General features: G+C 65.8%; 10 protein-coding genes. All 10 read left to right on the plus strand.

Features of this window, described 5'->3' with window-relative positions:
* The first annotated feature begins 111 nt into the window (after window positions 1-111).
* A complete protein-coding gene (locus tag CH289_RS19775) occupies window positions 112-534 on the plus strand; it encodes an ATP-binding protein (RefSeq protein WP_019664732.1) in 423 nt (140 codons plus the stop codon).
* A gap of 74 nt (window positions 535-608) precedes the next feature.
* Complete coding sequence (locus tag CH289_RS19780; RefSeq protein WP_230593920.1) at window positions 609-1316, plus strand: SigB/SigF/SigG family RNA polymerase sigma factor; 708 nt, start codon at window positions 609-611, stop codon at window positions 1314-1316.
* Between the two features lie 35 nt (window positions 1317-1351).
* On the plus strand, window positions 1352-3379 hold the full coding sequence (locus CH289_RS19785; RefSeq protein ID WP_179276837.1) for a prolyl oligopeptidase family serine peptidase: 2028 nt from the start codon (window positions 1352-1354) through the stop codon (window positions 3377-3379).
* Window positions 3380-3423: 44 nt separating this feature from the next.
* Window positions 3424-6126, plus strand: a complete 2703-nt coding sequence (locus CH289_RS19790) for a valine--tRNA ligase (protein WP_462052407.1) — start codon at window positions 3424-3426, stop codon at window positions 6124-6126.
* Window positions 6126-7556: a bifunctional tetrahydrofolate synthase/dihydrofolate synthase gene (gene folC, locus CH289_RS19795; RefSeq protein ID WP_019664728.1), complete on the plus strand. Its 1431-nt coding sequence runs from the start codon at window positions 6126-6128 to the stop codon at window positions 7554-7556. The genes CH289_RS19790 and folC overlap by 1 nt, the downstream gene beginning before the upstream one ends.
* Window positions 7553-7948 (plus strand): DUF4233 domain-containing protein, encoded by a 396-nt coding sequence (locus CH289_RS19800; protein WP_020111666.1) that lies wholly within the window; start codon window positions 7553-7555, stop codon window positions 7946-7948. The genes folC and CH289_RS19800 overlap by 4 nt, the downstream gene beginning before the upstream one ends.
* Before the next feature lie 80 nt (window positions 7949-8028).
* A complete protein-coding gene (gene ndk / locus CH289_RS19805) occupies window positions 8029-8442 on the plus strand; it encodes a nucleoside-diphosphate kinase (RefSeq protein WP_026347734.1) in 414 nt (137 codons plus the stop codon).
* A 513-nt stretch (window positions 8443-8955) separates the two neighbouring features.
* Entirely contained in the window at window positions 8956-12720 is a 3765-nt protein-coding gene (locus tag CH289_RS19815; RefSeq protein ID WP_094728400.1) for a translation initiation factor IF-2 N-terminal domain-containing protein, read from the plus strand.
* A 226-nt stretch (window positions 12721-12946) separates the two neighbouring features.
* Complete coding sequence (gene rplU / locus CH289_RS19820; protein ID WP_019664723.1) at window positions 12947-13258, plus strand: 50S ribosomal protein L21; 312 nt, start codon at window positions 12947-12949, stop codon at window positions 13256-13258.
* A gap of 66 nt (window positions 13259-13324) precedes the next feature.
* Complete coding sequence (gene rpmA / locus CH289_RS19825) at window positions 13325-13588, plus strand: 50S ribosomal protein L27 (protein ID WP_019664722.1); 264 nt, start codon at window positions 13325-13327, stop codon at window positions 13586-13588.
* Window positions 13589-13606: the final 18 nt, after the last annotated feature.

Raw genomic sequence — 13606 nt, forward strand, 5'->3', positions numbered from 1 at the left:
GTGACGGCCCCGGGTACTCTGATCGCGGCGCGCACTCGAGCTGTGTGGCCTCTATGTTCAGCCCGAGGGAAACGACAGCGATTGTTGCGAAACGATGGATAGGGAGCGCGAATGACTGGCGTCGGCAAGATCGAAGAGCTGGAACGAAATTCCGGCGCACCGGTCGAGCTGAGGGTGGTCGCGGACGCCGATCAGCTTCCGGTGGTGCGCGCGGTGGCCGAAACACTTGCGGTACTGGGGGACTTCACCCTCGACGACATCGCCGACATCAAGCTCGTCGTCGACGAGGTGTGTTCGGAGTTGATCTCCGGCGCGCTGCCGGGTGCGGAATTGTCGTGTTCGTTTCTCGTCAGCGACGGTGGCATTCGAATCTCCACGACGTCGGTGGTGGACTCCGACCGCATTCCGCGAGGAGACAGCTTCGGCTGGCACGTGCTTCAGACCCTCACCGACTCGATCTCGCTTGCCGCGTCCTCGGTCGAGGGCGGCTCGTCGGTGGTAGTCGACGTGGTCAAGCGGAGGAGCAGCTCCTAGTGCCCGTGCCGTACGAAAAATCTACGCGGCGTCAGTCGGACGACTACAGCGAAGTCGTTCCTCTCATCCAGCAGATGCAGGCGATGGAGGATTCTCCTCAGAAGCAAGTGCTCCGCGACCGCATCATCACTCGCTGCCTACCGCTCGCCGAGCACATTGCGAGGCGCTTCGGTGGTCGAGGCGAAGCGCACGAGGATCTGCTCCAGGTCGCCCGGCTGGGTCTGGTCAACGCCGTCGACAGATTCGACATCGAGCGCGGATCCGACTTCGTCTCCTTCGCCGTCCCCACGATCATGGGTGAGGCTCGACGCTATTTCCGCGACGCGGGATGGTCGGTTCGTGTGCCACGGCGCATGAAAGAACTCAACTCGATGATCTCCGGCGCTGTCGGCACGCTGTCGCAGAAGTTGGGACGAGCCCCGACCGCGAGTGAAATCGCCGCGGAACTGGACATCGACGTCAAGGAAGCAACGCAGGCCCTGCTTGCGCGCAGTGCCTACCAGACCGTCTCCGTCGACTCCGTCGTCAGCGACGACCGCCTGCCGCTGATGGACACGTTGGGCTCCAACGATCCCGAGCTCGAGAAGATGGAAAGTTACCTGACCGTCCGGCCCGCGCTCGAGAAACTGCCGGAGCGTGAGCGGCAGATCGTGATCCTCCGGTTCTTCGGGTCCATGACGCAGACACAGATCGCCGAGCGGATGGGCATCTCGCAAATGCACGTCTCTCGTATCCTGGCCCGGACTCTCACGCAGTTGAGGGAAGAGCTCGGACCGAGGTGATCCCACGCGTGTCCGGTCCGTAACATCGGCCGGGCATGCCTGGACTTCGATCACCGAGGAGCGCGCCCGTGCCACAGCGACCGACCGGAATTTTCGACGACCTGGATCGGTACGTCGCCGAACCGCGGGTCACCGATCTCGCCGTCGCACGCGACGGTCGTCGCGTCGTGGTCACGATCTCGCGGCCCGATTCCGCCGGGTCGAAGTACGTCGGTGCCCTCTGGGAGGTCGACGCGACCGGTGAGTCCGACGCGCGGCGCCTCACCTGGAACGACGACGGCTCGAGCGGCCCGACATTCACCGCCTCGGGTGATCTCCTGTTCACTCGTCGGGCGTCGAAGGACGACGAATCGTCGGCGATATGGTCGCTGCCTTCCGGCGGAGGTGAAGCGTACGTCGTCGCCTCACGCGGCGCCGGCTTCTCCGGCGTCGTCACGGCAACGGCCGCACCGACGTTCGTGGCGGTCTCCGCCGTGCACCCGTCGGCTCGAACCGACGCGGACGACGATCGAATCCGGTTGTTGCGCAAGGACGGCAAGATCGACGCTGTCCTGCACACCGGTTATCCGGTGCGGTACTGGGACCACGACCTCGGCCCGGCAACGCCGCACCTGTTCGCCTCCGAGGACGGCTCGCCCGTGCGTCGACTCACCGACGCGGCGGCCGGCGCGTTGCAGGAAGCGTCGTACGACATCAGTGACGACGGAAGGTTTCTGGTGTCGACGTGGACGATCGCCGGCGCCCTCGCGACGTCGCGCACCGTCCTGATTCGCATCGACCTCGACACGGGGGAGCAGCGAATCATCGTCGACGACAGCGATGCCGACCTCTCGTCGCCTGCGATCTCCCCGGACGGTACGAGGGTCGCGTTCGTGCGCGAATCTCTGTCGACCCCCGAGGAAGCACCGCGAGTGTCGTTGCACGAGTATGCCTTCGTCGACGGAACCGTGACCGAATCCGCACCTGGATGGGATCTGTGGCCGTCCGAACCGGTGTGGCTCGCCGACGGTAGCGGTGTTCTCGTGGTCGCCGACGAGAACGGACGAGCGCCGATCTTCCTGGTGTCGGGTGGCGCGGCGCGCCGGGTGACCGACACCGATTCCGCCTACACGCATGTCCATGCCGCCGCGGACGGTGTCGTGTTCGCGTTGGAGGCGTCGTATCTCGAACCAGCGCATCCCGTGCGCGTCGACGTCGCGACGGGCGAGATCACCCGGCTGCGCTCGGGACTGGACGCTCCGGACCCGCCCGGAACTCTGGCCGAGATCGAGACCACCGCGGACGACGGCCACCGGCTCCGTGGCTACGTGGCTCTGCCGCACGGCGCGTCCGACGCCGAGAAAGCCCCACTCCTGCTCTGGGTGCACGGCGGGCCCCTCGGATCGTGGAACACATGGTCGTGGCGGTGGAATCCGTGGCTCCTCGTCGCTCGGGGATACGCGGTACTGCTTCCGGATCCGGCTCTGTCGACGGGCTACGGGCAGGAGTTCGTGCAACGAGGCTGGGGACGATGGGGCAAGGAGCCGTTCACGGACCTCATGGCCATCACGGACGCGGCCACCTCGCGCCCCGACATCGACGAGTCCAGAACCGCGGCGATGGGAGGTTCCTTCGGCGGATACATGGCCAACTGGATCGCCGGCCACACCGACAGGTTCGACGCCATCGTCACCCACGCGAGTCTGTGGGCGCTCGACCAGTTCGGTCCCACCACCGACGTCGCGTACTACTGGCAGCGCGAGATGTCCCCGGAGATGGCCGTCGAGAACTCGCCGCACCTGTTCGTCGCGGACATCTCCACACCGATGCTCGTGATCCACGGGGACAAGGACTATCGAGTGCCGGTCGGTGAAGGGCTACGCCTGTGGTACGAACTGCTCAGTGAGTCGGGACTGCCCGCCGACGACGAAGGCAGGACCGATCACCGTCTGCTGTATTTCCCGTCCGAGAACCACTGGGTTCTCACGCCCCAGCACGCCAAGATCTGGTACGAGGTGGTCACGGCGTTCCTGGCGGACCACGTGCTGGGTGAGCGAATCGAGCTTCCCGAGACGTTGGGGTGAAAGGGCGCGTGGGAGCGCCCCGGCGCGACCACTAGAATCGTCGGGTGACCAGTTCAGTGCCTGAGACCCCGGACAACGCAGCGGGGCAAGACGACAGCCCGCGGAGCAACCCGAGCGAGGCGTTGCCCAAGAGTTGGAACCCGGGTGAGGTCGAGGCCGAGCTGTATCAGGGGTGGGTCGACGCCGGATACTTCGAGGCCGACCCGAGCACCGACAAGCCTGCCTACTCGATCGTTCTGCCGCCACCGAACGTGACGGGCAGCCTGCACATGGGCCACGCGCTCGATCACACGTTGATGGACGCACTCAGTCGTCGCAAGCGGATGCTCGGCTACGAGGTGCTGTGGCTGCCGGGCATGGACCACGCCGGTATCGCCACGCAGACCATCGTCGAGAAGCAACTTGCGGCCGACGGCAAGACCAAGGAAGAGTTCGGTCGCGAACTGTTCGTCGACAAGGTCTGGGACTGGAAGCGCGAATCGGGCGGCACCATCCTCGGCCAGATGCGGCGCATCGGCGACGGTGTCGACTGGAACCGCGAACGATTCACGATGGACGACGGCCTGTCCGAGGCCGTGCAGACCATCTTCAAGCGCATGTACGACGACGGTCTGATCTACCGCGCCGAACGTCTCGTCAACTGGTCACCGGTGCTGCAGACGGCGATCTCCGACATCGAGGTCAAGTTCGAGGACGTCGAGGGCGAACTCGTGTCGCTGCGATACGGGTCGCTGAACGACGACGAACCACACGTGATCGTCGCGACCACGCGTGTCGAAACGATGCTCGGTGACACCGCGGTGGCCGTCCACCCCGAGGACGAGCGGTACAAGCACCTCGTCGGCACGACGCTGCCGCACCCGTTCAGCGGCCGCGACATCCCGATCATCGCCGACGACTACGTCGATCCCGAATTCGGTACCGGCGCGGTCAAGATCACGCCCGCGCACGATCCCAACGACTTCGAGATGGGGCTGAGGCACAACCTGCCGATGCCGACCATCATGGACAAGACCGGCCGAATCGCCGACACCGGTACGCAATTCGACGGTCTCGACCGGTTCGAAGCCCGGGTGAAGGTGCGCGAGGCATTGGCCGAGCAGGGACGTGTCGTCGCCGAGAAGCGGCCCTACCTCCACAGCGTCGGACACTCCGAGCGCAGTGGTGAATCCATCGAACCACGCCTCTCCCTGCAGTGGTGGGTCAAGGTCGACGGCCTGGCGAAAGCGGCAGGCGACGCAGTCCGCAACGGCGACACCGTCATTCACCCCGCAAGCCAGGAACCGCGTTGGTTCGCCTGGGTCGACAACATGCACGACTGGTGCATCTCCCGTCAGCTCTGGTGGGGTCATCGCATCCCGATCTGGTACGGCCCCGACGGCGAGACCGTGTGCCTGGGCCCGGGCGAGACCGCCCCCGAAGGCTGGGTGCAGGACCCGGATGTTCTCGACACCTGGTTCTCGTCCGGCCTCTGGCCGTTCTCGACGATGGGATGGCCGGACGAGACCGCCGACCTGGCCAAGTTCTATCCGACGAGCGTGCTGGTCACCGGCTACGACATTCTGTTCTTCTGGGTCGCTCGCATGATGATGTTCGGCACCTACGTCTCCGGCGATGCGTCGGTGAATGCAGGCGCAGAGCCGGGCAACGTTCCGTTCAAGGACGTCTTCCTGCACGGTCTCGTCCGGGACCAGTTCGGCAAGAAGATGTCCAAATCCCGCGGCAACGGAATCGACCCGCTGGACTGGGTCGACCGCTTCGGTGCGGATGCACTGCGCTTCACGCTTGCACGAGGCGCCAATCCCGGGGCCGACCTGTCGGTGGGCGAGGACCACGCGCAGTCCTCGCGCAACTTCGCCAACAAGCTCTTCAACGCGACGAAATTCGCACTGATGAACGGCGCTGCGCCCGACGAGCTGCCGGCTCGCACCGACCTCACCGACGCCGACCGGTGGATTCTCGATCGGCTCGAGCAGGTCCGCGGCGAGGTCGACGCCGCGTTCGAGCGGTACGAGTTCAGCAAGGCATGTGAGGCGCTGTACCACTTCGCGTGGGACGAGGTCTGCGACTGGTACCTCGAGATCGCGAAGGTTCAGTTCGCGGACACCGCGCATGCGGAGTCGACGCGAGGCGTGCTCGGCAACGTGCTCGACGCCGTTCTTCGCCTGCTCCATCCGGTCGTGCCCTTCGTGACGGAGACGCTGTGGAAGGTGCTCACCGGCGGCGAGTCCGTCGTGATCGCGTCCTGGCCGACCGACAGCGGAGTGGACGCCGATCCGGTTGCCGCACGGCGTGTCTCGGACATGCAGAAGCTGATCACCGAGGTTCGCCGGTTCCGGAGCGATCAGGGACTGAAGCCGTCGCAGAAGGTCGCGGCGAGGATTGTCGGCGTCGAGGACGCCGACATCACCGACCAAGTGGCCGCGACCCGTTCGTTGGCCAAACTGACCGAACCGGACGAGAGCTTCAGCGCCACCGCCTCCGTCGAGGTCCGGCTGTCGCAGGCGACGGTCACCGTGGAGCTCGACACGTCGGGAACGGTCGATCTGGTCGCCGAACGAGCGCGATTGGTCAAGGATCTCGCGGCCGCGGAGAAGGAACTCGCCCAGACCACCGCGAAACTCGGCAACGAGGCGTTCCTCGCCAAGGCGCCGGATGCCGTCGTCGACAAGATCCGCACCCGACAGCAGATCGCCACCGAGGAGATCGCGCGCATCTCGGCGCGACTCGAAACGACGGGTGAGTAGTGACCGAATTCGATCAGCCCGCGAGCCAGGGCGACCCAGGGCCAGTCGATCTCGCCGAGTTGGCTCTCGTCGAGGCCGAGCTCGACAAGCGCTGGCCCGAGACGAAGATCGAGCCGAGCACCGCAAGGATCGCGGCGCTGATGGACCTTCTGGGCTCGCCGCAGAAGGCGTATCCGTCCATCCACGTCGCGGGGACGAACGGGAAGACATCGGTCACCCGGATGATCGACGCGTTGCTGACGCATTTCCATCGGCGCACCGGTCGGACGACGAGCCCTCACCTACAGGTGGCCACGGAACGTATCAGTATCGACGGCGCACCGATCTCGCCGCGACTCTACGTCGACACCTACAACGAGATCGCACCTTTCGTGGAGATGATCGACGCGCAGTCGCAGGCTGCCGGTGGTCCGAGAATGAGCAAGTTCGAGGTGACCACCGCGATGGCATTCGCCGCGTTCGCGGAGGCACCCGTCGAAGTCGCCGTCGTGGAAGTCGGATTGGGCGGCCGGTGGGATGCGACCAACGTCGTCGACGGTGAAGTCGCGGTCATCACGCCGATCGACCTCGACCACACGGAGTTTCTCGGCTCCGACCTCGCAGGAATTGCGGGGGAGAAGGCGGGCATCATCAAGAAGGCGCCGGAACGGCTCGTGCCGAGAGACACGGTCGCCGTCATCGCGGAGCAGAAGCCGGAGGCTCTCGACGTCGTCCTCCGCGCCGCGGTCGAGGCGGACGCAGCCGTCGCCCGTCAAGGGTCTGAGTTCCGTGTACTTGCCCGCCGGATCGCCGTCGGCGGTCAGCAACTCGAACTGCAAGGCCTCGGCGGCGTCTACACCGACATCTTTCTTCCCCTGCACGGCGAACATCAAGCGCACAACGCATCTCTCGCCCTGGCCGCGGTGGAAGCCTTCTTCGGTGCGGGAGCGGACAGGCAACTCGACGTCGAGATCGTCCGCGCGGCCTTCGGCTCCATCGTGAACCCAGGACGACTCGAGCGGGTGCGCAATGCACCGACGGTCTTCCTCGACGCCGCGCACAATCCGCACGGTGTGCGCGCACTCGCGGCCACGCTGGCCGACGAGTTCGACTTCCGCAAATTGGTGGGTGTCGTCAGCGTCATGGGCGACAAGGATGTCGACGCGATGTTGACCGCGCTCGAGCCCGTGTTCGACGAGATCGTCGTCACCCACAACGGTTCTCCGCGCGCAATGGACGTGGAAGAACTCGCCAACATCGCCGTCGCCAAATTCGGTGACGAACGTGTGGTGGTGTCGCCGACCCTGGCCGACGCGTTGGAAACCGCCATCGGCCTGGCCGAAGAGGTCGCCGACCCTGGTGAAGCAGTGTCCGGAGCGGGCGTCGTCGTCACCGGTTCGGTCGTGACCGCAGGTGCCGCCAGAACCCTGTTCGGAAAGGAACCGGTATGACCGAGGCGACCGGTGGGTTCAAACCGCCCACCAACGATCCGTGGAAGGGCTTCCGGGGAGTCTGCGCGGGAACCCTGATCCTCGAAATGATCGTGATCCTGCTGGCACTGCCGGTGGTCGCGACGGTCGGAGGCGGGCTCACGTGGTTCTCGACGCTCTACATCGTCGGACTCGCCGTCCTGATGATCCTCGCGAGCGGAATGCAGCGCCGCCCGCAGGGGATGCAGATCAACCTCGTTCTCCAGGTTCTCGTGATCCTCGGAGTGTTCATCCACCTGTCGATCGGAATCGTCGGGCTGATCTTCGCGGCAGTGTGGGCCTACCTGCTGTATCTCCGCCGAGACATCACGCGCCGAATCGAACGCGGAATGCTGTACGGCCAGCGGGACTGACGTCTCACGCGGGGGAAGTCGACGCCGAAGGTCGACGCCAGGGATGAGTGCGCGAGCACTGTCCACTACTGTCTGTGATCGTGACTGAGCGCACCCTTGTACTGATCAAGCCCGACGGAGTAGCCCGCCGATACGTGGGAGAGATACTCGGCCGCATCGAGAAGAAGGGATTGAGCATCGCAGCCCTCGAGCTCAAGACCGTTCCGACCGCGCTGGCCAGTGCCCACTATGCCGAGCACGAAGGCAAGCCGTTCTTCCCCGACCTGCTCGAGTTCATCACCTCGGGACCCGTCGTCGCCGCTGTCCTCGAAGGGCCACGCGCGATCGCGGCGTTCCGTCAGATCGCCGGAGGAACCGACCCGGTCGCCAAGGCCGTCCCCGGTACCATCCGCGCGGACCTCGCCCTCGACGGGCAGCAGAACCTCGTGCACGGCTCCGACTCGGTGGAATCCGCCGAGCGCGAGATCGCACTGTGGTTCCCCGGACTGTCCTGACCCGCTCGATACCGCAGCACGAACCGGCCCTTCGCCACGCCGCTGAGGACGCATTCTCGGCGGTGTGGCGGGCAGGCGACCCTCGGTGTGGGATACTGGCGAAGGTTGCTTACACAGTTTCAGTTTCACCGACCACCAGCATTCGAGAAATTTTCAGTACCAGCAGGACGATCGAACGCCGACACATCGGTGTTCTCGTGTCAGCAACCGGATGACACCTTCGCGTGCGATGCCCGTCATCGCTGCCGACGGCGAGCGGAAGCCTCCGCCGTCACAGGCAAGCTTGATGATCAGGCGCTCGTACCGGAGGACACCACAGCCATCCAGCCAGGCACCGTGCTCGGTGCACCGACCACAGACCGTGGCGGTGCCTCGGACACGGAGCGAGACCAAGAGCGTGACAAGACAACACTGACGTCAAACCTTTCGTCAGGACACAAGGATTGCCCTCGCGTGGCCGCGTCACACCCAGCAGTCGAAGGTGGACGCGCCCGGGGGCCCGAGGAGACATACGTGGCCGATCAAGCCCCGCCGGAAGATGTACAGAATTCGAACACGGGAAGTGCAGAAGGTGGCGCCGAGGTAGCCCCGACGTTCCCGGACCGCCTGCGCGTGCACGCGCTGGCGAAGATCATCGGGGTGACCAGCAAGCAAGTGCTGGCCAAGCTCGGCGAACTCGGTATCGAGGCCCGCAGCGCCCAGTCCAGCCTCGGCCGCGACGTCGCCCAGACGGTCCACGCCTCGTTCGCAGAGCCGGAAGCGGTGACGCCCGCTGCTGTGGAACCCGCTGCTGTGGAACCCGCTGCTGTGGAACCGGCTGCTGTAGCACCCGAGGCGGTAGAGGCGCAGGTCGCCGAGCCGGACGTCGCAGAGCCGGACGTCGCAGAGCCGGACGTCGCTGAGCCTCAGCCCGCGCAGACCTTGTTCACGACCGACGTGCCCGCCGAGAGCGCTGCGGCCGACGCTGCTGCAACCGACACTGCTGCAACTGACACTGCGGCTCCGGTGGCACGTCCGACTTTCTCCGGACCTCTCTTCCTCCAGCCCGAGGCCGTAGCCGAACCTCCTCGTGCGCGGCGTCGGAGCAAGAAGGCAGCTGGCCCCGCGTCGGACTCGTCGGCAGCAGACGCGAACCCGAACGCAGCGGACACGCAGGCAGTGACCGCGACTGCAGACGCCTCGACCGAGGAGTCCGAGGGCACCCGCCCCCAGGCAACCGACTCGCCGGACAGCAAGCCCGCTTCCGCAGACGCAGGCATCGACGAAACGCCGTCCGACGCGACCTCCTCCGTGGACACCTCGTCGGAGGACGGTTCCGACGACGGGGATGCCGACGACGACAACTCTCAGCCGCGTCGCCGCCGTCGTGGACGCCGAGGTCGCGGCCGTGGACGTGGTGACCAGGCCGGCGACAGCAGCCCGGACGACTCCAGCTCGAACGACGCCGATGACCAGGGTGCCGGCGATCAGGGCGCCGACTCGGATGCCGATGACGTCGCGGCTCCGTCCGAGCCCTCGGGGTCGGACAGTGACACCGACAGCAGTGACTCGGAGGACGAATCCACCGAGGATGACACCGCCGAGGACTCGAAGCCGACCGGTGAACGGCGCTCGCGTCGGCGTAGCAGGTCACGTGGCGGCGCCAAGTCCGCCGACGACGCATCGGCCGAGTCGGGTGACGACGATGTGCAGGACAACGGCGACGCGTCGGCCGAGTCCGACTCCGACGATTCGGACGACGAGCAGGATGCAGCCGACGGTTCGAGCCGCCGCAGGCGTCGTCGCCGTCGTCGCCGCAGTTCCGGTGACGCGTCGTCGGACACGGCATCGTCCGAGGACGACCCGCCCAACACCGTGGTTCACGAGCGTGAGCCGCGCACCAAGTCCCGCAACAAGGACGAAGTTCAGGGCATCACCGGATCGACGCGGCTCGAAGCGAAGCGCCAGCGTCGACGCGACGGACGCGACGCCGGCCGTCGCCGTCCGCCGATCCTGACCGAATCCGAATTCCTGGCTCGTCGCGAATCCGTGGACCGCGTGATGGTGGTTCGCGAGAAGTCCTTCCCGGATCACGGCGACACCACCCAGGTGGCCGTTCTCGAGGACGGCGTGCTCGTGGAGCACTTCGTCACCAGCAGTGCGTCGGCGTCGATGGTCGGCAACGTGTACCTCGGACGCGTCCAGAACGTGCTGCCGAGCATGGAAGCCGCGTTCATCGACATCGGCCGTGGCCGCAACGGTGTGCTCTACGCAGGCGAGGTCAACTGGGACGCCGCCGGTCTGGGAGGCAACTCCCGCAAGATCGAGCAGGCACTCAAGCCGGGAGATCAAGTCCTGGTGCAGGTCAGCAAGGACCCGGTGGGGCACAAGGGTGCCCGGCTCACGACGCAGCTGTCGCTGGCCGGTCGCTACCTCGTGTACGTGCCCGGCGGCAGCTCGACCGGCATCAGCCGCAAGCTTCCGGACACCGAACGCAAGCGTCTGAAGGAAATTCTCCGCGACATCGTCCCGTCCGAGGCAGGCGTCATCATCCGCACGGCTGCGGAGGGTGTCAGCGAGGAAGAGTTGGCCCGCGACGTGTCGCGGCTGCAGGCGCAGTGGGCATCCATCGAGGAAGCATCGGCGAAGGCCGAGTCCGGCAAGGGCAGCCAGCCGCAGACGCTCTACGAAGAGCCCGATCTGCTGGTGAAGGTCATCCGCGACCTGTTCAACGAGGACTTCGTCAAGCTCGTCATCGAAGGTGACAAGGCATGGTCGACAACGTCGACCTACATCGAAACCGTCGCCGCCGACATGCTACCCAAGCTCGAGCGCCACGTCGCCGAACCAGGTCAGCCCGACGTGTTCGAGGCCCACCGAATCGACGAGCAGCTCGCGAAAGCACTCGATCGCAAGGTGTGGCTCCCGTCCGGCGGCACCCTGGTGATCGACCGCACCGAAGCGATGACCGTGGTGGACGTCAACACCGGCAAGTTCACCGGCGCGGGCGGAAACCTCGAAGAGACGGTCACCCGCAACAACCTCGAAGCAGCCGAGGAAGTCGTCCGGCAGATGCGCCTCCGTGACATCGGCGGCATGATCGTCGTCGACTTCATCGACATGGTGCTCGAACAGAACCGTGACCTCGTTCTGCGTCGACTGACCGAAGCTCTCGGTCGCGACCGAACACGCCATCAGGTGTCCGAGGTGACGTCGCTGGGTCTCGTCCAGATGACACGCAAGAAGCTCGGAACCGGTCTGGTCGAGGCTTTCTCGACGACCTGTGAGCACTGCCAGGGCCGCGGAATCATCGTGCATCCGTTCCCGGTGGAGGCCAAGCCCGACGACGGTGCACGCTCGGGCTCCTCACGAGGGGACTCCGGTTCGCAGCGCAAGCGTCGTGGACGCGACAAGTCCGACAACGCCGGTTCCAACGGCAACGCCGGTTCCACCGGCAACGGCACGGGGAATGGCCACTCCCACGGCTCCGATCACTCCGAACCCACGGCTGAGCCTGCCGTCAAGCGAGCCCATCCGGTCGCCCTGGCAATGGCAGCGCACCACGACGAAGTCGTCGCCGACGTCACACCCGCCGACGTGGTGGAACACGACGCATCGGCGTCGACGGAGAACAAGGTCATCGACGCCTCGGACGTCGCCGCCGTACAGGGCAACGACGACGCATCGGTGTCGGACGTAGCGGTGTCGGACGTAGCGGTGTCGGACGTGGCGGTGTCGGACGCATCGGTGTCGGACGCAGGGGCTCTGCAGGAGTCCCAGTCGAACGGCACGGAAGCGGCACCCACCGGCTCGTCCCGTCGAGGTGGACGCGGTGCACGCCGAAAGGCGTCGCGTCCCACTGCATCGGCAGTAGTCGAAGACACAGGCGCAGCCGAAGCAGCAGAGTCGACCACGCACGTGGATGCCGAGACTCCGTCATCGGAAGCGGCAACGGATCGTCCCGCTGCCGAAGAGGCTGCGCCCGAACCTGCTGTCGCCGAGTCGGTTGCAGCGGACGAACCCGCAGCGTCCGAGGCTCCGGTCAAGGCCAAGCGCGGACGGCGAGTGGCTCGCAAGGCTGCAGCACCGACCGAGACCGGACCGGACGCGGGAGCAGTCTTCGTGATCTCGGCAACGTCGGACGGCACGGACGCTGCGGACGAGCCTGCGCCGGAACCGGTGACGACGCCTGCATTCGCCCAGGTGGATGCAGGGGACGTGCCGGAAGAACTGCCGGTGGCTCGGCCGCGGCGCCGCCGCAGTGCAGCACGACCGGCGGGTCCTCCCGTAGACGCATAGGGAACAGGGGACGGGCGGTTTGACCATGGCCGCCCGTCTGCCGTAACCTTGATAAGTCGCTCCCGGCGACACCGTTCTGCTGTGCCCTGGCTCCGTTCGCGGAAGGCAGGAGCGTTGATCGGGATAGATGCTGGGATGTTTGAAAGCAAGAACAAAGCAAGATCAGACCAGTCGTGTTGCCGTGGGCAGCGCGAGCAAGTTCGAAGAAGCAAGGGGTAGCCCTCCGATGGCAACGTACGCGATCGTCAAGACCGGCGGAAAGCAGTACAAGGTCGCTGTTGGTGACCTCGTCAAGGTCGAGAAGATCGAGGGAGCGCCCGGCACTGCTGTCTCGCTTGCTCCGGTCCTCGTCGTTGACGGTTCCGACCTGACCACAGATGCAGAGAAGCTGGCGAAGATCTCCGTCGCCGGCGAGATCGTCGAGCACACCAAGGGCCCGAAGATCCGCATCCACAAGTTCAAGAACAAGACCGGATACCACAAGCGTCAGGGACACAGGCAGAAGCTGACCGTCCTCAAGGTCACCGGTATCAAGTAACCAGTTCTTCTCAGCCGGTTTCTCACAGGGCACCGGCGATCTTCTTACCCGAGGAGGGTACGCAACATGGCACATAAGAAGGGTGCATCCAGCTCCCGTAACGGTCGCGACTCGAATGCACAGCGCCTCGGCGTCAAGCGTTTCGGTGGCCAGACGGTCAGCGCAGGCGAGATCCTGGTTCGTCAGCGCGGCACGCACTTCCACCCCGGTGTCGGAGTCGGCCGTGGTGGCGACGACACACTGTTCGCACTGTCCGCAGGTGCCGTCGAGTTCGGCGCCAAGCGTGGACGCAAGACCGTGAACATCGTTCCGGTCGCAGTTGAGGCCTAGTCTCCGCTGCACCATCCG

The organism is Rhodococcus sp. RS1C4, assembly GCF_002258225.1.
In the GTDB taxonomy this organism is placed as follows: Bacteria; Actinomycetota; Actinomycetes; order Mycobacteriales; family Mycobacteriaceae; genus Rhodococcoides; species Rhodococcoides fascians_E.